We start from the raw sequence: 19240 nt of genomic DNA on the forward strand, positions 1-19240 counted from the left end.
GATAAGGAATACGCTCCGCGCGCTTTCTGCCCGCTGGGTAAAGAAATTCACTGCCTTATCCGACGATCTGGCAAAAACCTTCGTTAACCGAGCAGCCGGTAATGTGGATGTGCCCCTTAAAAAGCAGCTGGTCGATAAGGGGTTTGCGATTGATTTCAAAATGACGCGCGACATGCACAATGCGGTGACAGCGATTGTGGCGGAGAACGTGTCATTAATTAAATCCATCCCCCAACGCTATTTCACTAACGTTGAATCCGTGGTTCTCCAGTCTGTTTCGCGGGGAGGTGATTTAGCTCAGCTTAAAAAAACATTGGGACAACAGTTTGGCGTAACTGCCAGAAGGGCGGAATTGATTGCCCGTGACCAGAACCGAAAAGCGAATTCTGCCTTGGCGGCAGTGAGACAGCATGCGCTGGGGATAACTGAGGGGATTTGGCGACATACCGGCGCAGGGCAACACCCAAGGCCTGATCATGTAAAAGCCACGGGCAAGAAATTTTCGCTCCGTAAAGGCTGCCTGATTAGCGGTGAATACATCCTGCCAGGTGAAAAAATCAATTGTGGGTGTATTTGGGAACCGGTTTTACCCACTTTCGAGGATTGACAACGTGCAAGTGACAAAAGACGGTCTCGCGATGGATGCCAAATCTGCGCGGGAAGTGGACAAATTTGGCAAAATGTATGTCCGTGATAACCGGATAAGCAAAGCGAACATTAGCGGTTATTACGGCGTTGAAATACCTGGCTATGAAAAGTTGGGTCTGGAATCCAGAAAAATATATCAGCTTTATCGCCCCCCGCAAGAGCTGGAAAAAGCCATGCCGACGTTTAACGGTATCCCCGTTCTGATGGGGCATCCTGCCGAGAACAATACGAAACCCATCACCGATCTCGCGGTGGGTGCCGTGATGAATGATATCCGTTTTGAATTTCCCTATCTCATCGCTTCGATTTCTATTTGGGATGAAGCAGCAAAAGCGGGTATTGAAACCGATATCCAGCGCGAATTATCGCCCTCCTACAGCTACGTACCGGATATGACGCAGGGCAGCGTTGATGGAGAGGCCTATGATGGCGTGATGCGCAATATTCACGCCTACCACCTGGCGATTGTTCCTGATGGCAGGACGGGGCCAGATGTTCTAGTCAACGACGCAAAACCAGAGGATTTAAAAAAAATGGCAGACGAAAAGAAAACCGATGATGAAATGATCGCAGGACTGAAAGAGCGCCTGCCAAATGCCAGTGACGAAGATATTCATACGGTGGCAGAGTATATCAATGGACTGACCTCAAAAGCGAATGACGAGGAGACAAAAGAAGATCCGTCGGATGATAAACAGGATAACGAAAGCGAGGAGGATAAAGAAAAAAGGACGAATGACGATAATGATGAGGATAAAAAAACCGCTAACGATGCGGCTATCCTGATCCAACAGGCAGAGAACAAAATTCGGCGTGAATTTGCAGCGCTTCGTGCGGCAGAACGTTTGTGTTCACCGCTGATTGGTGAAGTGGCCTGTGACTCTGCCGAACAAGTCTACCGATTAACCCTCAGTCAAAATGGTATCGACACAAAAGGGGTTCATCCCTCAGCGCTCCCGAAAATGGTGGAGATGCTCAAAAACACAGGCAATCAAGGTAAACCTCAAGTCGCCTTTGACTCAAGTGCAGTGTCCCGTGTTGACCAGTTTTTAGGAGCAAAATTATGGCCTTTCAGAACAATGTAGCGCTTTATCAGGCACCGGGTCGGGAAGGTGATTTTGCCTCCTGTAATGATGCTTTTGCGGTGGTGCCATCATTAGGCGGCTGTTTCCGTGCCGGCTCTACCGGTACCGTGATGGCCCGTTTCGCCTGGCGTGATGACAGTAAACCTAGCCTGGTCAACAACAGCGGTACCGGCGAAATCCTGGGATTTGTCCGCAATGAGCGAACCGCCCTTGTGAACTGGGATGAAAAAAACAGTATGACCATCCCGCAGGGACAACAGGTCTCCGTTTACAAAACGGGCGACTTTTGGGCCAAGTCAGCAACGGTAACCACTATCGGCCAAAAAGTTTATGCGAAACTGGCGGATGGCACGATTGAAACGGCTAACGCAGGGACGACGAAAGACGGATTTATCGAAACCCCTTTTAAAGTGATGACCGCCGCCGCGGTGGGTGAAATTTTTATCATGTCAAGCTGGAGCTAATACGATGGCGCAATTAACACACAATGATTTCCACGCACTCATGAAACGGGCTAAAGAAGGGGGGGTGACGTTACCTGCTTCAGTCAACCGTTTGTATCTGGCCAATGATGCCCAGCCGTTACCCTCCACTTTGACCAATGGTAGTATTCCTGCCATCGTCGCGGGGGGTATCGATCCGAACGTTATCAGAACGGTATTTGCCCCAACCCGTGCCACGGAAATTTACGGCGAGCGCACAATCGGATTGTGGCAACACGATTTCTGGGAAATTCCCCGCGCTGAATACAGTGGTCATATCTCCTCCTATGGCGATTATAACGAAAACGGGGCAAACCAGGTTAACCTGCAATTTGAACCCATCCGCCAATATCGTTTTCAGACGATGATCACCTATGGCGATTTAGAATCGGCGCGCATGGGACTGGCGATGATCAACTATGCTGCTGAAAAACAGATGGCGGCCGCCAACACGATTAACCAGGATTACAACCGGTTTGCCTTTTTTGGGGTTGAAGGCGTTAACTACGGCGCATTAAATAACCCTCAGCTTCCCACGCCGATCACACCAACCAAGGTGAGTGGTAAAACGAAATGGGAAGATAAATCCATCCAGCAGCGTTACAACGATATTTTGGCACTCTACAGTGACCTGGTAGGACGAACGAATGGGGTGGTCGGTGACGGTGTCGATATGGCTTCCTCCCTGACGCTGGTATTGTCAAACAAAGCCTCTGTGTATCTCAAATCGTCTAATGAAATCATGGCCACCTCGCTTGAGGACTTGATCAAAAAAGCGTTCCCCAATCTACGCATTGAAACGGCTCCACAATTGAGTACCGATGCCGGTGAGTTAATACAGATGTTCGTGCGCAGCTATCAGGGACAGCCTGTTTGCTATGTGGCGAATTCGCAAAAATATCGGGCATTTCCGCTTCTTCAGCAACACTCAAGCTGGTCGCAGAAAGTGGCGGCCAGTACGTATGGCACGGTGATCACACAACCCATGCTTTTTGCTCAAATGTTGGGGATATGATTATGGGAAAAATTATTGTCGGCTGTAAACTCCCCCATGGACTGAAAGCCACCGTGAAGAATGAGACTATTGAATTGAAAGGGGCTAACGCTTGCGCCATTTATGGCGGTTTTGGCATAACCGAAGGCGTGGATGAGGCGTGGTTCAATGTATTTTCAAAAACCTACGCGCAGGCGGGATTTATCGAAAAGGGGTTAATCTTCAAGGTCACTGATCAAAAAAGTTTTTCCTCAGCCGCTAAGGAAAGAGCACAGGTCAAAACCGGTTTAGAACCGATTAACCCGAAAAAGGCAACCGTCAAACCCACGGAGGCATAATATGGCTGTGGTGGCGTTTGATGTTTTTGAATTCAGAGAACAATATCCCCTCTACCGCAAGGTCAAGGATGAGCAGTTGAAAATGCTATTTGATTTTGCTCAGGCTTTGTTCGATAACGCAAATTTTTCGCTGGAGCAGGCTATCCCAAAGCGAAAAAGTTTGCTTTATCTGCTGACGGCCCATCTTTGTGATATCACCTTTGGCGATGATAACGGAAACGGGTCAGGGGTGTCAGGTATGATTGGTCGGGTTGCGAATGCAGCAGAAGGCAGTGTCTCCGTGTCGCTTGATGTCGGGCAGGGATTGCCTTACTCGCAAGCCTGGTATTTCCAATCAAAGTGGGGACAGCTTTTTTGGCAACTGACCAAGCCCTACCGGATGTTTGCCTATTTCCCAGGTATTGAGGTGGGGTGCAGTTGATGGCGGGGAAGATAAAAGCGTTTCTGGACGCACAGGAAAAGCAGCTTAATGACCTGACGTTGAAAGTCGGCTTTCCAAAAGAGGTAAGCTATCCAGAAGGCCGTCGGGTTGCTGAAGTGGCTTACATGAACGAATTTGGCAATCCTGGGAATAACCAGCCACCGCGCCCTTTCTTCCGTAACGCTATTTCAGCCCATCAAAAAGACTGGTCAACCTATCTGGCGTCGTCCATGCGCGCCGGTGTTAATGCTAAAGAAGCGGCGGAATTATTAGGTGAAAAAGTCGTCAGCAATATTAAAGATTCAATATTGACACTCACCGATCCGCCGCTTTCTGAAACCACGCTTTATGTGAGAAAGCACCGGACTCACAAACCAAAAAACTTCACTGACAAACCGCTGGTTGATACACATCACATGCTGGAGTCAGTCAAATACTGGGTGGTGGTGGATGATGAATCTTCATAATCTCACTCGTTCGGCTATTCGAGCCGTTAACCCTGATATTGCTGCAATAGTCCGCCGTTCTGATGGTTGGACAGTCGGTGAAGGCCGGACACGCATCCCCAAATACCTTCCCGATGAACATATCGTCATTCAGTTGCAACCCCTGTCGAAAGGGGATTTGCAGCATGTGGACGGATTGAATATCCACGGCATATTCAAATCGATTCACGTTAACGGAAACTTCTGGTCGGTTAACCGAAAACAACAGACCGGTGGCGATTTATTCCTCATTGAGGGGGATACCTGGCTGGTGATTGAACCGCTTGAATTGTGGCCGGACTGGTGTCGGCTGTTAGTGTGTCTCCAAACGGACAGGGAGGGGGATGAATGATTATACGGTCAATCAGGTCATTGACACGTTGGCCGATTTCATTGAACCGATTGCAGGTACGGTCTGGCAGGCTCAGGATAACCGGAATCCCATGCCGAGCGATATCTTCTGTGTTCTCACGCCATTGCGATTTATCCGGCTGTCGGCGGCGAGAGGGATTGCCCATGACAGCGGAAACCCTCAAACCAGTACGATGAACTGGACTGAAGTAAGGCAAGCTGATATTCAGCTCGACATTTACGGTGAAAATGCCGGTGACCGATCCATTCGTGTTGAAACATTGTTTGCTTCTGATTACGGCTATTCCCGAATCAAGGCGCTGGATGAACGTCTTGCTCCACTTTATGCCAGTGCTGCTTTGCAGACCAGTATGTTAAACAGTGAACACCAGTGGGAAGCAAGATATACCCTCACCTTGTCCTTACAGGTGCATATTGTTGTCAACGTATCTCAGGACTATTTCGACAAGACGGATATTTCCGTTAAAAAGGTTGATAAATGAGCAAAATTCCACTTTCTAAAGATTTTAGTATCACCGCTAATGTGATATCGCCGGCAGGAACAGCCTTGGATGCCAATGGCCTGATGCTGACCGATAATCCACTGATCCCTACAGGCACGGTTAGCACTTTCGGTAGTGCGCAGGAAGTCGCAGACCTGCTGGGAACGCACAGTCGCGAATATCAGGCAGCGACGCTGTATTTTAGTGGCTATGACAATGCCACCGTTTTACCTGCCGCGCTGTTGATGTCCCGCCTCGCGTTAGAAGACGCATCCGGTTGGCTATTATCCGGCAGCCTTGCGGGGGTCTCATTGGAGACAATGAAATCGCCGACGAGCAAGGTGAAACTGAAGGTTGACGGTCAGCCAGTAACTAGTGGAGCAGTTGATTTCAATACCGCTACCACGATGAGCGATATTGCAACGGTGTTGCAGACGGCTATTGGGGCTTCTGTGACGGTAGAATGGTTGCCACAGGCAGCAAGATTCATTATCCGCTCAGTAACGACAGGTTCGTCAAGTTCCGTCCTGGATATGGAAAAAAGCACCCTTGCTACCGGTCTAAAACTGACCGCAGAGGCCGGCGCCATCCCCTCACAGGGCGTATCAGCACAATCACTTATCGATACGATGAATGGCATCATTAACCAGAATCAGGATTGGATCGGCGTGATGACCCTTACAGCCCTGTCAGATGAACAGAACCAGAATTTATGTTCGTGGGTGAGTGCGCAGCAAAACCGCTATTTCTATGCGCTGTGGGATAATTCCGCGGCAGCAACCGTGCGTGATAATGCTAACTGTTTTGTCCAGAAAATCGTGAAAGCGAATAACTATGCCGGTGTATTTCCGGTCTACGGAGACTACCGTTACGCTGTAATTGCCCTGGCTTATGCCGCCTCGCTGGATTTCGCGCGGACTAATGGCCGCGTTTCGTTCAAATTCAGACAGTTCAGCGGGCTAGCCGCCAATGTCAGCGATCTGGCCACGACGCAAGCGCTCGAATCGAATGGGTATAACTACTACGGCGCTTACGGCCAAAACAAAACACTCGCCAATTATGTTTCCGATGGGAAGATAACCGGACAATATGTCTGGTTGGATAGTTTCATCGATCAGGTGTGGATCAGGGCAAATCTGGTGGCCGCCTTTGCTAATCTGTTCACCGCTAATCAGTCCTACCCGTTCAATGATAGTGGCTATACGGCCCTATCGTCAGCCGTCATCGATGTCGCTACGGCCGCTAAAAATTTTGGCGCGCTTCGGGCAGGCGTACTGCTGGACAAGTCACAGTTAACCCAAGTCAACAGCGCCGTTGGACGTGACATGAGCGCAACGCTGTTTTCAGCGGGTTGGTATTTCTATATTCCGGTGCAGACAGGTTCATCCCGACTAGAGCGGAAACTACAGGGAGCAACCTTCTACTATGTGGATGGTCAGCTTGTTCAATCGGTGCAAATGTCAGCAATCGATATTCTTTGAGGTGATATAAAATGGCTATTGATATAACCAGTGCGAACGCCTCCGTTCACATCATCGTGCCGGCTTACTATCCCGCTGGATTTTATGCGGAGGATTATGCGGCCGATAGCATGTTTGAAACGGCCGCCTTGCAGAATGCGGAAGACGTGATGTCCGCTGACGGCAAGTATCATGCAGGATTTATTTTTAATCCGGTTGAGTTCACCTTGAATCTCTTGGCGTCCTCAGCAACCGGCGTCCATATTGATGATTGGTACGCAGCAGAGCGGGCGGCGATTGCCAAATTCCCTGCAACATGGTGATTGCAATTCCGGCGATAAAAATAAAATACAACTTTGTGAACGGTATCTTGTACACCTGGACGCCGACGCCGCCGGCACAGCGTATATTACAGGCCAGACCCGCCGTTTTTCACTTTGAGTCCGTCACACGGAGCCCCATGTAATGGCCAGAAAAGAAATCACCTGGACGGTGGAAGAAAATAACCGTGACAAAGGAAAAACCTTCTTCATCACCGAGATGTCCGCTTGGGAAGCTGAAGAACTGGCGCAGGAGATTTACCGCGCGATGGGGACAGCCGATTTTGGCAGCATCCCAACGGATGTCATCGCGATGGGCTGTGCCGGTTTGGCGACGCTGGGGCTGAGTGTCCTCTCGGCTACCTCTACGGAAATGGCCGCTTCAATCAGTTCAAGACTGCTTTCCACCGTGAAAATCAGTGTCGATACCGGCTATCGGGACATCAAACCGTTTGATTTTGAAGAGGTATCCACTATCCGCACCCTGAAAGATAAAGTGTTTGAATTGAACTTTGGTTTTTTAACACTCGCCGCCCGTTGAATTTCCCGTTTATTGGACAACAGGCGTTACCGCCTAACCTGGTTTCTACTGTGAATATTTCTCCCGTGTTGACGACCGTCATTCTCTCCGGAAAAGCCAGTATCACTGAGCTTCAGACGGTGTTATCCGTGCACGACTTATATGACCTGACCGAAATACTGGCAGTAGAAAACCACAATGAACGCATCTGGCGGGATCACTGGGAGAAAAAACCGTGATTATTGAAGAACTGGTCTATCAGGTTAAAGTGAAAACCGACGAACTGATGAAAGGCAAAAAGCTGATTATTCAGTTTTCTGACGAAGCGGCACAGCGTGTTAACGACCTGGACGAAAAGATAGAAAAACTGGGGGAAACCAGCGAAAAATCCAGTAAAAAATCCGTGAAAGGGGTGGATGGATTATCGAAAAGCCTGGCACGCTTTGGGAAAACGTCAGGCGGCGCCTTCAAAACCGCCCAATTGGGGTTCGCCAAATTTCTCGGGTTATCGTTGGGCATCGAAGCCACCCGCCGGATGATTGTTTCTACCACGCATTCACTGGTAGCCCTCTCCAATAACGCCACCTGGTTAGGCATTAGCGCTAAATCGGCGGATGCGTGGGGGGTTCAGGCACAGGGTGCGGGCAGCTCTAAAGAAGAAATTAACGCTATCCTGATGCGTTTAAATCAGGCAAAAAATCAGCTAACTAACCCCATACCGGGATCTTCGCCCGACTACGATTTAATCAATTTCAACCGTGCCACAGGTTCAGACCTGTTCGGCGCAAAAATAACGATGAAATGTTGTCCCGTCTGGCGGCCGCCTTTCGGCGTATTTCTCTGGCGCAGGCGGAAAATTGGGGGCAACGACTGGGTTATTCGCCGGCGGCAGTCAACCTGTTCCGTTCACCGGATTTCGACAAAAGGCACAAAGCGCTTGAACAGCGCTCGAATGTCAGTGAAGCGAGCATCGCGACCGCTCGTCAGCTTCAACGCATAATGGCCGATCTGGATCAGTCCACCCAGAACGTGAAAAACAGCCTGTTGGCCGCCTTTGGCCCTGGGATGGTTAAAGAACTGGACGCCTTTAGCCATTGGATCAACGCCCATGGCAATGATATTACCGGTTTTTTTCAGGGGATTTCGGCGGGTGCAGAGAAAGTGACCGAAGCACTTGGCGGAACTGATCGCGCCCTTAAAGATGTTGTGGCGCTATATGGCGCAAGTAAAATAGCCAAAGTGGCGGGAAGTCATTCTGTTATCGGAAAAGCAGGCTGGGCGGGTGCATTAGCTTATATTGGTGAACCTGTTATCGATAAAGGATTAAATGCGTTATTCGGGAACTATGACGCCTTCCAGGCAGCCCGAACAGCAAAAACATGGGGTGATTTTGGCCACGCCCTCATTGGGGAAACGGGCGGCGCACACTGGGAAAAGGGGAAGTGGATCGATCCGCGTTATCAAGCCACCCCCGCATTAACCTCAGCCGTGGCAAGGACAGAAAGCCAGGGCAATCCGAACGCGGTTTCACGCGCCGGCGCCGCAGGCCTGATGCAGCTTATGCCAAATACGGCAAGGGATTTAGGGTTAACACCGGCGGAACGCTTCGATCCTGAAAAAGCCTATGCCGCGGGACAAATCCACCTAAGCCGATTGTTAAGGCACTATAACGGTGATACCCAACTGGCGCTGATGGCGTATAACGCCGGACAAGGGCGCATCGATAACTACCTGGCTGGTAAAGGCCAACCGCTTAAGCAGGAAACCCTCGACTATCCCCAAAAAGTACTGGAAAACTACCACCAAATCGTTCAACAAGCCTCTGCGCCGCCAGCAGCGATTGCGGCTCAAACGACGGATAACCGTCAGACGCACTCAACTCATATTAACACCGTGAATGTGATGACCCATCCGCAGACGGTTAACCAGCTTCAACAGTCTATTGAAGAACAGGCAAAACGCCACCGAATGAATACGACACTGAATAACGGGATGTACTGATGACTATTTTTGATTTCAACCTCGCGGATGTACTGAATTCGGTATCAGGCGGCTCGCCGTTATCCATCATTGACAGTGTGCTGCATCCCGCGTATGTGATACGTAAACACGGCTCCGCCGAGGTTGCCCTTAATTTCAGTGGTATGTCGGTATTTCAGCCGACAGGCAAGGCTAGCATCATTAACGCCCCCATCGAGAAAGGCCGGTATCAGTCGATCAATAAAATCTATCAACCCACCCGAATAACGTGCCAAGTCGTTATTTCGGGGTTAAGTGGATTTAGCAGTGTGATACCGAATCTCTTTGACCTGACGTTAATCAGTCAGAATGAGACGCTGCAAACGATTGGCACTATGCTCAAAACAACCGATTTGTACGATATTGAGACCCCCAAGGGCAATTATGCGAGTTTTGACCTGACGGATTATAGCTATCGGGTCAGTGCGCAGGCGGGGGTCACCTTACTGACGGTAGCGCTGATCTTTCAGGAGGTGATCCAACAAATGGAAGTGGTATTAAATACCCCTCAGTCCGCCAATAAACCGACGGGGGATTTAGTCGCGCGTAGCCCCTATGGTACCTGCCCAATCGATGTCAATGGCAGTGAAAAAATGTCTACACTGGACGAGCTGAGTAAAACGTGGGACGCATTGAAAAATTCAATCGGACCACAGCGAGCTTCAGCTACCGCCGGTGTGAATGGCAGCTTCCGCAGTGCCATGGACACCGTTCATCAGTCGGCTTCACGTATCAGTGGCAGCGTCAGCCAGAAATCCGGTGCGCTGTGGAAAAAAATCAAAGGCGCCGTATTGTGAGCACGATAATGCTTTCCCCCGTAAAATCTCAACGTATCAACCTCACCCTTAACGGCCAGGAATGTACTTTACGGCTGACGCAGCATGAAAGTGCCCTCTACCTGGATTTGACGGTAAAGGGAATACCTGTTGTCCAGGGCGTCCCCTGTCTGCATGGCACGCGCCTTGTACGCTATGCCTGGCTCGGCTTCACCGGTGATTTATTCTTCGTGGATACCCAAGGGCAAGAAGACCCGCGTTGGCACGGTCTAGGGAGTCGATGGTTTCTTTTTTACGAGGATGGAAATGTACAGCAAAAAAACGCTTAAGTTTGCGTTCTCTCTGGATACGGGCAACGGCCAGATAGAAGAATTAACCTTGGATAACGTTAAATCCTTTGTCAGAACCAATAGCTACGGCGGATACGGCGGCGTTGAGGCAGAGTGCGCCCTCTATGGGTTAAGTTTAGAACTCATCGGGATGTTGTCACCAAAAGATTACAGTTCGCTGGTGCTCGATGGACGACAATTTGACATAGCTATCTATAGTGGGGATATTTTGATATTCGAGGGCGCCGTCAGATCTGCTTATGCCAATATGAATACGATGCCCGAATCTCCGTTTGTCATTCAAGCGCTGGCCGCCAGTGACCTCCGTGCTAAAGTCATTCCGCCGATTTCACGCACGGGTGTCGTGAATGTCAGTGATTTACTCGATTCGTTATGTCAGCAGAACGGCTATACGTTTCAACCCAATTTATTGGGCGGCTTAACCGAATCCAACCCGTATTACGCCGGCAGTGTTTTTGCTCAGATAGCCGCCATTTGCCTGTCTCATCGGCTGGAATTTCAACCGGTGGGAAAAATCATCCATGTTTGGCCTGCTGGGAAAACAAGGGATGCGGTTATGCCGAAGATTTCGGCGGAAAATGGCTTGATAGGGTATCCGATCCACAACGCGAATGGATTAACCTTTCAGACACAGTACAGCCCCTTGCTGGCATTTGGGCGATCGGTATCGCTTGATACGTCGTTACCGGGTGCCAGTGGTCTCTACCTGTTAACGGGTGTCGAACACTTTCTTTCTTCCTGGGTGCAAGGGGGAAACTGGCACAGTGTCTGTAACGCAGTGAGTGTTGAAGCTTATGAGAGAAACAAACAACCGTGACGCATCCGGTAATGATGCAAACACCTTTATGCATGCCTTCAGTCAGCTTCTTGCCGGCTGTTTTTTTTGTGAAATTGTTCAGGTGATTGCGTTACACGGTGAAGCGCCCAATCTGGTGGTGGATGTCCGCCCCCTGCTGGCTTATCCTGATACGCGGGGTGTCCTGATGGAGAGTACCCCAATTTACGCCATTCCGGTATTTCGCCTGCAACGGGGGAACAGTGCCCTCATCATGAATCCGGTCGTGGGGGATATTGGTCACCTATTAATTTGTGACCGTGATACCCGCCGTGTCAGGGCAACCCGCCAGAGCGCATTACCGTCTACTCGCCGTAGACACAACCGCGCCGACGGCATTTACATGGGTGGACTGCTGAATATGCCACCGACCCAGTTTATTGAATTTGCGGATAACCGAATAAATATCACCAGTCCAGGAAACATTGAAATCCACTGTCAGCAGGCCACTATCAAGGCCCCTTCTGGGGTGATCCTCGATACGCCCCAAGCGCATTTTACCGGAAATGTCACGGCGGCGGGTGACATCACCGATAATGTCGGTACGCAACAGGCCAGCATCAAAGCGCTGCGGGAAGCTTACAACAGCCATTATCATCATGTGAACGGGGTAGAAAGCGGCAGCAGCCGTGTCACATCGGATAAACCGGAGCACACGCTATGACCTATTGCACCCTAAAACTGGATAAGGCGTGGGATTTAACGCTAGACGGTGAAGGCAATTTGGCAATAGTGACCACCCCTGCCGCGGTAGCCCAGGATGTGGCCTCGGCCTGTCTGGTATTTATGGGTGAATGTTATTTTGACCGTTCACTCGGCATTCCATGGAAGGAGGAAGTCCTCGGAAGACGACCCACTGCCGGATTTATTGCGCAAAAACTACAAGTTGAGGCCGAAAAACTGCCCGTTGTTAACCAGGCAATAGCAAGCGTCAGGCTGGATAAGGCCAGTCGGAAACTGCGCGGTGTCATTCGCGTCACGGATAACGAGAATAACCGATTGGAGGTGATATTATGACCACAGTGAAAACCGCGGTACCTGATGTCACGATAACCGAAAACGGGGTGTCGGTGCCGGATATCGCGGACGTGCTCGCCGGACGGCTGACGGATTTTGTCGGCATATTGGGCGGCCATGCCAGTCAATCACTGAGCGCCCCCCAAGGACAGATAGCCCAGAGTGAGACCGAAATACTGGCGCAGGTCTACGACAAATTATTATGCCTGTTCAACCAGATTAACCCCGATTTTGCGAGCGGGCGCTTTCAGGATGGAATAGGGCGCATCTATTTTCTCAATCGTATTCCTGGTCAGGGTAGCGTTGTCATGGCCACCTGCACGGGCAAAGTCGGCACCCGTATCCCAGCAGGCAGTACCGCCCAGGATAAGGCCGGTTATTTGTGGCGTTCAGTGAGCGAAGCAACCATCCCTGCCAGCGGCACGGTAAAAATCCCCTTCCAGAACACGACGCATGGCCCCATCGCCTGCGCCACGGGGGAATTAACGCAAATTTTTAGCTCTGTTTCAGGGTGGGACGCCATCACCAATGACACACCGGCCCGTGTCGGGTCACAGGTAGAATCCCGCATTGCCTTTGAAACACGCCGCCGCCAATCAGTGGCGCGCAACGGTCGTAATACCGATGGTGCGATGAAAGCGGCCCTACTGGAAACCCAAGGTGTGACGGATGCGTATGTCTGGTCAAACCGAACAAGGGAGACGGTCACTATCGGCACGACTCTTTATCCGGTTAAACCGCATTCCGTTTTTATTTGTGTGAATGGTGGCAACGATACCGATATCGCCGAGACGATCTTCCAGTATTACAATCCTGGCGCGGACATGAATGGGGATACCACCTTTACTGTTTATGATAAAGAGAACTACTCGCCGCCTTACCCGCAATATGTGATGCAGTGGCAGCGAGCCACCCCATTAAGCGTCTATTTTTCCGTCAACATTGATAAAAGTCTCAATCCTCCCTGTGACATTACCGGGCAAGTTAAAAAAACAGTTATTCGCGTGTTTAATGGCGAGGTAGAAGGCATTCAACGTGCGGGTATAGGGGCAACCCTGAATGTGGGTAAATACTACGCGCCGATTATTGCGATTGAGCCTTATTCGGTGAGTGTCGTATCAGTAATGATATCCCAAGACGGCAAAAACTGGCTGTCTGCGTTAACACCAGGCGTGGCGCAAGTCCCCGTTTTGCAAGCCGATAACATTCACGTGGAGTTAAAATGAGTTGGCAAAAAACGGTGCTAAACCAGTACAGTGCCAGCCAGAAATTGCTGTCTGTCATCGCAACATTCGAGCAGGCGGTGAGTCTGGAGGATTTTACTGACCGGTTTCTTGATGAAGTGTGGGATATCACCACCTGCAACCGCTTTGGTCTGGATATGTGGGGGAAAATCGTCAACATTTCACGTTACATCACGGCGGAAGTCGATAACAGCGCGTTTGGGTTTGCGCAGGCAGACGAAGGAAAAGCGGATTATCCCACCCCGTTCAGTGATGCCCCTTATTACGCGGGTGTGCAGGAAACCAGAAAAATCCGGCTAGCGGACAACGCTTATCGAAGCCTGATACTCAGCAAGGCGTTTTCTAACATCAGTATTGCGACTATTCCTGAAATCAATCGCTTCTTACGTTTTCTGTTTAAGGAACGTGGCGAGGCGTTTTGTGTGAATTATCGTGACATGACTATTGGTATTACCACCGCCTTTCCCCTAGAACCCTTTGAATTGTCAGTATTGAGAAACAGCGAGGTCACCCCGTTACCTTCTGGGGTACTGATGAATATCAATCAGGTCGTCGCCCCCTACTTTGGCTTTGCCGAGGATGCCTATCCGTTTAATGAGGGGACGTTTTTTACGGCGGGACGTTAATCATCCAGTAGAATTTTTTGGAGTATTTTATGAAAAAAACAGACTTGCCCGCTCGTAAACCGGTGCCCTTTGGGGCGAATGGTTCACGGCGTGATTTAACGGCGAAAACGCCAACCGGCAGTAATCAGGCTTCTTATGATGCCGGTTTTCCCCCCATTACCATGACGATTAAAGCCGCAGGCGGCTTGCCCCCTGATGGCCGTGACATGAATCAGGCACTTAACGAACTATACACCGGCTATCGTTGGCATAATGCGGGCGCGGGTTACCCTTTTGATGCCGATTTTGCCACGGCGATTGGTGGTTATCCGGCGGGGGCGAAAGTGCCCAATTCCACGAATGACGGTTTTTGGCTAAATACAATAGACGGGAATACGACCAATCCGGAAGTGTTGGATGCCTCCGCAACAGGGTGGGTACCCGTGAATAGTTACGGCATCACCAGTATAACCGGACTGGAAACCGGCACGATAACCTTGACTACCTTACAGGCCGCAAAAGAAGAACTGGTCTTCAGTGGCAATCTTATTGCTGATACCACCGTAATTTTCCCGCCATGGATAAGAAACTGGACTGTCACCAATCACTGTCAGGGGAATTTCACCCTGACCTGTAAACCCCTGTCAGGGACTGGTGTTGTACTGCCCAGTGGCAGAAATGTTATCCGTTGCGATGGTTCACAGATTATTTTTGCTATCCTCGTTGCGTCGCTCACTCAACACGGTCTCACACGGTTAAGTAGCGCCACTGACAGCAATGATGAAACGCTGGCCGCCACACCCAAAGCCGTCAAAGCCGCTTATGACTTGGCGAAAACCGTAAGTATTGACGGAATTTATCCGGTAGGGATTGTTGTCTGGTTTGCTCAAAATAAAAATCCCAATACCTTATTTCCAAATACAAAATGGCAATACATTGGTGAAAATAAAACCATTCGTTTAGCAAAAGCAGATGGTTCTAATGTATTCACTACCGGAGGCGCTGATGCTATTAAGCTGACAGAAGCCCAATTACCCGCTCACGGGCACACTTTTTCAGCAACAACCAGTAGCTATGATTATGGTACTAAAAATACGAATGCAACGGGTAATCATGCACATAATTTTGCAGGCGTTGTACGTGACCCATGGAATGCAAGAGGCGATGACGGTAATCCTAATCAATGGAAACCAAGGGCTCAAAATACATCACAAGCGGGGAACCACTCACATACTGTTACTATCGGTGCACACACCCATTCTGTTTCAGGTACAACGGGAAAGACGGGAAGTAGTAGCGAAATTAATATAACGAATGCTTTTATTACGCTAATGGGCTGGTACAGAATCAGTTAAGGAATCAAAAATGTTTAGAATTTTTAAAGCCTATACCTACACGAGTGATACACATGAGTTGCTGGGTCCTTGCGATGCTTACACGGATGAAACTCATGACATACTGCCTTTTCATACTGAGAAAAAACCAATTGACAAAAAGGAAGGTTTCGCTGTTGTTTTTAATGAACAAAATCAGGAATGGGAATATCAGGAAGATCATCGCGGTTTGGTTTTGTTTGATACGAAAAGCCGTCAATCTGTCACCCTTGAAAAATTAGGTAAGGTACCGGAATATTTAACATCATTAGCCCCTCAAAGCGAATATGATGTTTGGGATGGTGAAAAGTGGGTCAAGGATGCAGAAGCTGAAAAATTAGCAGAAAGACAAAAATTAGAAGGCATCAAACAACAAAAATTATATGATGCCACTCGTGAAATTGCACCCCTTCAAGATGCAGTCGATTTAGAAATGGCCACCGAAGACGAGAAAAAACGACTGATAGCCTGGAAAAAATATCGGGTTTTTGTGAACCGTACGGATGTTTCAACTGCACCCGATATTGACTGGCCGAAAAAACCGGATTGAGTAGCTTTCCAACGCCAAATCAGCATGACAGAAAAGAATTGGTTGATTTATTTCGCCGTGCTAAACGTTGCAAATTATCCTCAACATCCGCTTGGGTGACCTCGCCAACTATCTGACCGGATTTGTCATAACGAAATGCGCCTAACTGGATAAGTGCGCGATAATCGGCGTGATGACCAACACTACCCAAACAGGCTCTTAAACGCCTTCTCGCTATCGGTAAGCCCTTTTCCTTCACCTCTTGCCACATATCCTGCTGGATGCCAATTTTCATTGGGCACAGCTTGCCATCAGGGAAAAGATAAGGCCAAAACGTGCTAATTTGTGAAATTGCCTCATTTAACGGTAATCGCTTTTTAGACGGTGTGGGTGATTTAGGTGTTTTAACCTTCACTTCCTGTTTGGGTTTAACAACCGTCTGCTTGGGCTGCTGTTTTACGGCTTTCGAAGGATGAGGTTTTTTTTCTGTTTTTTTGACGCAGCCTTTACCCAGACCTTTTTACGGTAAGCAAGGTCACTTTTGTGATGTTCTTCCGATGAAAGCTTTCTAGGACGATTAAGGCTTAAATTTTGGCGTTCTGTCATGGTTTAATCTTTAAACAGGTTGCTCATTTCAGTATCATTTAAGCTCGTAAATTTCATCACCGATTGTCTATCCATGCCACTTTCGAGCATTTGGCGCGCTATCTTCATGGAAGCCTGTTTTTCGCCCTCAACTTTCCCTTGTTGCATACCTTGTTGTATGCCTTGTTGCATACCTTGTTGTATGCCTTGTTGCATACCTTGTTGTATGCCTTGTTGCATACCTTGTTGTATGCCTTGTTGTATGCCTTGTTGCATACCTTGTTGTATGCCTTGTTGTATGCCTTCTTCTCGTATACCTTGTGCAATATTCATCAATGCCCCCTCATGTTTCTCTGTCTGTCTGGCTATCTCTTTGATTAACTTTGCTGGTTGCTCAGCATTGCCTTCTTGGATTAGATAGTTAAACATAGTAATAACTTGATTATCAGTATAATAATTATACGACAACAGTTTAACAATACTATTCAGTAGCTCGGCCATATCCCGTCTTCGAATGTGTTTTTGGATAAGCTCCAATAACGCCATTCGCTTATGTTGCATAATCTCACCGTCATCAAGCGTGGTGACATCGACTAGCTTAAACGGTTTGGTGTATATCTTTTCGGCAATATCTCTGCCACTAAAGCAGTCTAGCCAGTCTGTACTATACGGATGAGGGCTTTTCTCACCGCAATAAAACAGGATGGGAAAAACCAGCGGCAACTCTTTATGACCAGCCTCTAAATGCTTTTGCATGGCAGCCATACTGTAGCGCATGAGTCGCCATGCCATGAGCTTGTCAGGGGTTGATTGGTGTTCAATCAGCAGATAGAGATAACCTTGTCCCTTTTCTGTTTTGACAGAATACAGGATATCACTCTGGTAGTTTTTCATCTCACTATCAACAAATGAGCCAGATTCCACTTTGAGGCTATCTAAGTCACACAGTGCCTTAATCTCATCCGGTAGCCAGATATCAAAGAAATCTTTAGCGGTCTCTTTTTCACTTAAAAACTGCTTAAATACCGCATCATGGGGCGTTGGGGTGAATTTTTTACTCATCGGATATCTTCAATAATTGCTCGCGTCAGATTGAATTATGGCAAACAAACCCGCTATATTAATCATTACATTTAAGACATCATAATCCAGCTTTAGCAATAACGCCCCTATTTACCTCAGGGGCATTTTTACTTTAATGACTCGGACTAAATCGGTAAGGACTCGGTTTTTCCAATACTGCGCCCACCTCTTTGGCTTTTTTCTCAGCCTCGAAAAATCCGTGGACTATTTCACCATCTCGAAATCGCCAAGCGTCACCCGTACCGTTTGCCAGTCTTGCCATCCAAACATTGCTATCTTTGTTGGTTGGAATTAACCGCTTTTTGCTAGTCTTAATCTTTTCACGAAGCTGTATTTTTTCGTCCTCAGACAACTCAGCGGACAACAGGGTACAATGCTCAACGATTTCAGCAAGGTTTTTTTCGTCGGTGGCATCGTCGAGGGCGATTAATACGGCGTCCAATTTTGGATTAGTTGCTGGTTGTACATCTGTCGCCGTTTCTTCTTTTTGACGTAGTTTTTCGTTTCGCTCACGGATAATATCCCTCATCGATAGCCGTTTAAACGAAGTAGGAGCCATTCTGAGCGGTTTTTCTGTTGAATTTGCATCTTCGTATACCCCAAACATCGAAAATAGTTCAGAGGCGCAAGGAAGCCGTCTAGCGAGGCGATGAATCACTGTCTTGAGTGCCATTCTGTCGAACCACTTCACCCAAGGGCTTGTGTAGTCTTTTGCGCTTTTCACTGTATCGCGTATCTTTTCCACGTCAGCGCGACTCATCACTTCAACAACCAGTTCACCGCTATTGAGTTTGGCGAAGGCATAGACTTTTACTACCTCATCACCATCAAAAAACGCTGGACGGTGGGTTAAATGCTCGCCGTTTTCATCAATCACATATTCAAACTCATCTTGTGAATAGACAACCTTTGCAATGATATTGGCTACCTGACCGGATTGACGGGCACGTTTCATAACACCGTCCACCATCGGCATGTAGACGGCTTTTTTCACAAATTGATTATTGACTTTGGTACTACGGACAATCAGAGCAGCTTCTCGTCCGTCAGGCATAAGTCCGTCTTTGGCGCAACGGGTTAAGGCCAGCACCAGTGATTGCTTATCGGCTTTTTGCAAATCCGCATTTTCAATCAATGCGGTTGCGGCGGTTCGGGTGAACTGCTCAGGCGTAACCTGAGCAGTAACAGGGCTGCTATGCCTTGCTGCGTAATGACCG

26 protein-coding genes are annotated in these 19240 nt (G+C 48.7%); 23 read left to right on the forward strand and 3 right to left on the reverse strand.

What is annotated here, in order from left to right; all coding sequences use genetic code 11:
• The 23 genes from AYJ55_RS22630 to AYJ55_RS22745 all read left to right on the forward strand — a co-directional run.
• Positions 1-607, forward strand: a 607-nt coding sequence (locus AYJ55_RS22630) for a phage head morphogenesis protein (RefSeq protein WP_187153369.1), incomplete at its 5' end; no start/stop codon positions are given.
• A 31-nt stretch (positions 608-638) separates the two neighbouring features.
• Entirely contained in the window at positions 639-1733 is a 1095-nt protein-coding gene (locus tag AYJ55_RS22635; protein ID WP_063658025.1) for a DUF2213 domain-containing protein, read from the forward strand.
• Entirely contained in the window at positions 1712-2197 is a 486-nt protein-coding gene (locus AYJ55_RS22640; protein WP_063658015.1) for a structural cement protein Gp24, read from the forward strand. The genes AYJ55_RS22635 and AYJ55_RS22640 overlap by 22 nt, the downstream gene beginning before the upstream one ends.
• Positions 2198-2201: 4 nt before the next feature.
• Positions 2202-3230 carry a major capsid family protein gene (locus AYJ55_RS22645; protein ID WP_063658017.1) on the forward strand — a complete coding sequence of 343 codons (1029 nt, stop codon included), beginning with the start codon at positions 2202-2204 and terminating at the stop codon, positions 3228-3230.
• A 2-nt stretch (positions 3231-3232) separates the two neighbouring features.
• Positions 3233-3547: a hypothetical protein gene (locus AYJ55_RS22650; protein ID WP_063653386.1), complete on the forward strand. Its 315-nt coding sequence runs from the start codon at positions 3233-3235 to the stop codon at positions 3545-3547.
• A gap of 1 nt (position 3548) precedes the next feature.
• Positions 3549-3968: a DUF4054 domain-containing protein gene (locus tag AYJ55_RS22655; protein ID WP_063653388.1), complete on the forward strand. Its 420-nt coding sequence runs from the start codon at positions 3549-3551 to the stop codon at positions 3966-3968.
• Entirely contained in the window at positions 3968-4435 is a 468-nt protein-coding gene (locus tag AYJ55_RS22660; RefSeq protein WP_063653390.1) for a hypothetical protein, read from the forward strand. Before AYJ55_RS22655 ends, AYJ55_RS22660 begins: the two co-directional genes overlap by 1 nt.
• Complete coding sequence (locus AYJ55_RS22665) at positions 4419-4805, forward strand: hypothetical protein (RefSeq protein WP_245677216.1); 387 nt, start codon at positions 4419-4421, stop codon at positions 4803-4805. The genes AYJ55_RS22660 and AYJ55_RS22665 overlap by 17 nt, the downstream gene beginning before the upstream one ends.
• Positions 4798-5307: a phage neck terminator protein gene (locus AYJ55_RS34090; protein WP_245677510.1), complete on the forward strand. Its 510-nt coding sequence runs from the start codon at positions 4798-4800 to the stop codon at positions 5305-5307. The genes AYJ55_RS22665 and AYJ55_RS34090 overlap by 8 nt, the downstream gene beginning before the upstream one ends.
• A complete protein-coding gene (locus AYJ55_RS22675; protein WP_063657821.1) occupies positions 5304-6788 on the forward strand; it encodes a DUF3383 domain-containing protein in 1485 nt (494 codons plus the stop codon). The genes AYJ55_RS34090 and AYJ55_RS22675 overlap by 4 nt, the downstream gene beginning before the upstream one ends.
• An 11-nt stretch (positions 6789-6799) precedes the next feature.
• Entirely contained in the window at positions 6800-7090 is a 291-nt protein-coding gene (locus tag AYJ55_RS22680; protein ID WP_245677545.1) for a phage tail fiber protein, read from the forward strand.
• Positions 7091-7232: 142 nt separating this feature from the next.
• Positions 7233-7628: a hypothetical protein gene (locus AYJ55_RS22685; RefSeq protein ID WP_063657823.1), complete on the forward strand. Its 396-nt coding sequence runs from the start codon at positions 7233-7235 to the stop codon at positions 7626-7628.
• A 214-nt stretch (positions 7629-7842) separates the two neighbouring features.
• Positions 7843-8607, forward strand: a complete 765-nt coding sequence (locus AYJ55_RS31300; RefSeq protein WP_063658019.1) for a hypothetical protein — start codon at positions 7843-7845, stop codon at positions 8605-8607.
• Positions 8607-9608, forward strand: coding sequence for a lytic transglycosylase domain-containing protein (locus AYJ55_RS22700; protein WP_063658021.1), 1002 nt, complete (start codon positions 8607-8609; stop codon positions 9606-9608). Before AYJ55_RS31300 ends, AYJ55_RS22700 begins: the two co-directional genes overlap by 1 nt.
• Positions 9608-10423 (forward strand): hypothetical protein, encoded by an 816-nt coding sequence (locus AYJ55_RS22705; protein WP_063657583.1) that lies wholly within the window; start codon positions 9608-9610, stop codon positions 10421-10423. Before AYJ55_RS22700 ends, AYJ55_RS22705 begins: the two co-directional genes overlap by 1 nt.
• Complete coding sequence (locus AYJ55_RS22710; RefSeq protein ID WP_342668196.1) at positions 10393-10731, forward strand: phage baseplate plug family protein; 339 nt, start codon at positions 10393-10395, stop codon at positions 10729-10731. Before AYJ55_RS22705 ends, AYJ55_RS22710 begins: the two co-directional genes overlap by 31 nt.
• Positions 10709-11569: a hypothetical protein gene (locus AYJ55_RS22715; RefSeq protein ID WP_063657781.1), complete on the forward strand. Its 861-nt coding sequence runs from the start codon at positions 10709-10711 to the stop codon at positions 11567-11569. Before AYJ55_RS22710 ends, AYJ55_RS22715 begins: the two co-directional genes overlap by 23 nt.
• Positions 11547-12251, forward strand: a complete 705-nt coding sequence (locus AYJ55_RS22720) for a phage baseplate protein (RefSeq protein ID WP_162505836.1) — start codon at positions 11547-11549, stop codon at positions 12249-12251. Before AYJ55_RS22715 ends, AYJ55_RS22720 begins: the two co-directional genes overlap by 23 nt.
• Positions 12248-12604 (forward strand): contractile injection system sheath initiator, encoded by a 357-nt coding sequence (locus AYJ55_RS22725; protein ID WP_063656260.1) that lies wholly within the window; start codon positions 12248-12250, stop codon positions 12602-12604. The genes AYJ55_RS22720 and AYJ55_RS22725 overlap by 4 nt, the downstream gene beginning before the upstream one ends.
• Positions 12601-13830 carry a baseplate J/gp47 family protein gene (locus AYJ55_RS22730; RefSeq protein ID WP_063657585.1) on the forward strand — a complete coding sequence of 410 codons (1230 nt, stop codon included), beginning with the start codon at positions 12601-12603 and terminating at the stop codon, positions 13828-13830. The genes AYJ55_RS22725 and AYJ55_RS22730 overlap by 4 nt, the downstream gene beginning before the upstream one ends.
• On the forward strand, positions 13827-14474 hold the full coding sequence (locus AYJ55_RS22735) for a baseplate wedge 1 family protein (RefSeq protein ID WP_063657586.1): 648 nt from the start codon (positions 13827-13829) through the stop codon (positions 14472-14474). Before AYJ55_RS22730 ends, AYJ55_RS22735 begins: the two co-directional genes overlap by 4 nt.
• Before the next feature lie 29 nt (positions 14475-14503).
• Positions 14504-15808 carry a phage tail protein gene (locus tag AYJ55_RS30160; protein WP_162505732.1) on the forward strand — a complete coding sequence of 435 codons (1305 nt, stop codon included), beginning with the start codon at positions 14504-14506 and terminating at the stop codon, positions 15806-15808.
• A 10-nt stretch (positions 15809-15818) separates the two neighbouring features.
• Positions 15819-16376 (forward strand): tail fiber assembly protein, encoded by a 558-nt coding sequence (locus AYJ55_RS22745; RefSeq protein ID WP_063657587.1) that lies wholly within the window; start codon positions 15819-15821, stop codon positions 16374-16376.
• Positions 16377-16395: 19 nt separating this feature from the next.
• On the opposite strand, the gene AYJ55_RS22750 is transcribed toward AYJ55_RS22745, so the two are convergent.
• The 3 genes from AYJ55_RS22750 to AYJ55_RS22760 form a co-directional block, all read right to left on the reverse strand.
• Positions 16396-16770, reverse strand: a complete 375-nt coding sequence (locus AYJ55_RS22750; RefSeq protein ID WP_063657588.1) for a ProQ/FINO family protein — start codon at positions 16768-16770, stop codon at positions 16396-16398.
• Between the two features lie 194 nt (positions 16771-16964).
• Positions 16965-18002 carry an Rpn family recombination-promoting nuclease/putative transposase gene (locus tag AYJ55_RS22755; protein WP_063657589.1) on the reverse strand — a complete coding sequence of 346 codons (1038 nt, stop codon included), beginning with the start codon at positions 18000-18002 and terminating at the stop codon, positions 16965-16967.
• A 133-nt stretch (positions 18003-18135) separates the two neighbouring features.
• The coding region (locus tag AYJ55_RS22760) for a RecT family recombinase (protein ID WP_063658023.1) at positions 18136-19240 on the reverse strand (1105 nt) is incomplete at its 5' end.

Source organism: Candidatus Arsenophonus triatominarum (assembly GCF_001640365.1).
Classification (GTDB): Bacteria; Pseudomonadota; Gammaproteobacteria; order Enterobacterales; family Enterobacteriaceae; genus Arsenophonus; species Arsenophonus triatominarum.

Bases quoted from the DNA above. Each gene is read 5' to 3' on its own strand.
- AYJ55_RS22635 (WP_063658025.1), top strand. From the start codon at position 639: ATGGATGCCAAATCTGCGCGGGAAGTGGACAAATTTGGCAAAATGTAT.
- AYJ55_RS22640 (WP_063658015.1), top strand. From the start codon at position 1,712: ATGGCCTTTCAGAACAATGTAGCGCTTTATCAGGCACCGGGTCGGGAA.
- AYJ55_RS22645 (WP_063658017.1), top strand. From the start codon at position 2,202: ATGGCGCAATTAACACACAATGATTTCCACGCACTCATGAAACGGGCT.
- AYJ55_RS22650 (WP_063653386.1), top strand. From the start codon at position 3,233: ATGGGAAAAATTATTGTCGGCTGTAAACTCCCCCATGGACTGAAAGCC.
- AYJ55_RS22655 (WP_063653388.1), top strand. From the start codon at position 3,549: ATGGCTGTGGTGGCGTTTGATGTTTTTGAATTCAGAGAACAATATCCC.
- AYJ55_RS22660 (WP_063653390.1), top strand. From the start codon at position 3,968: ATGGCGGGGAAGATAAAAGCGTTTCTGGACGCACAGGAAAAGCAGCTT.
- AYJ55_RS22665 (WP_245677216.1), top strand. From the start codon at position 4,419: ATGATGAATCTTCATAATCTCACTCGTTCGGCTATTCGAGCCGTTAAC.
- AYJ55_RS34090 (WP_245677510.1), top strand. From the start codon at position 4,798: ATGAATGATTATACGGTCAATCAGGTCATTGACACGTTGGCCGATTTC.
- AYJ55_RS22675 (WP_063657821.1), top strand. From the start codon at position 5,304: ATGAGCAAAATTCCACTTTCTAAAGATTTTAGTATCACCGCTAATGTG.
- AYJ55_RS22680 (WP_245677545.1), top strand. From the start codon at position 6,800: ATGGCTATTGATATAACCAGTGCGAACGCCTCCGTTCACATCATCGTG.
- AYJ55_RS22685 (WP_063657823.1), top strand. From the start codon at position 7,233: ATGGCCAGAAAAGAAATCACCTGGACGGTGGAAGAAAATAACCGTGAC.
- AYJ55_RS22700 (WP_063658021.1), top strand. From the start codon at position 8,607: ATGGCCGATCTGGATCAGTCCACCCAGAACGTGAAAAACAGCCTGTTG.
- AYJ55_RS22705 (WP_063657583.1), top strand. From the start codon at position 9,608: ATGACTATTTTTGATTTCAACCTCGCGGATGTACTGAATTCGGTATCA.
- AYJ55_RS22715 (WP_063657781.1), top strand. From the start codon at position 10,709: ATGTACAGCAAAAAAACGCTTAAGTTTGCGTTCTCTCTGGATACGGGC.
- AYJ55_RS22720 (WP_162505836.1), top strand. From the start codon at position 11,547: ATGAGAGAAACAAACAACCGTGACGCATCCGGTAATGATGCAAACACC.
- AYJ55_RS22725 (WP_063656260.1), top strand. From the start codon at position 12,248: ATGACCTATTGCACCCTAAAACTGGATAAGGCGTGGGATTTAACGCTA.
- AYJ55_RS22730 (WP_063657585.1), top strand. From the start codon at position 12,601: ATGACCACAGTGAAAACCGCGGTACCTGATGTCACGATAACCGAAAAC.
- AYJ55_RS22735 (WP_063657586.1), top strand. From the start codon at position 13,827: ATGAGTTGGCAAAAAACGGTGCTAAACCAGTACAGTGCCAGCCAGAAA.
- AYJ55_RS30160 (WP_162505732.1), top strand. From the start codon at position 14,504: ATGAAAAAAACAGACTTGCCCGCTCGTAAACCGGTGCCCTTTGGGGCG.
- AYJ55_RS22745 (WP_063657587.1), top strand. From the start codon at position 15,819: ATGTTTAGAATTTTTAAAGCCTATACCTACACGAGTGATACACATGAG.
- AYJ55_RS22755 (WP_063657589.1), bottom strand. From the start codon at position 18,002: ATGAGTAAAAAATTCACCCCAACGCCCCATGATGCGGTATTTAAGCAG.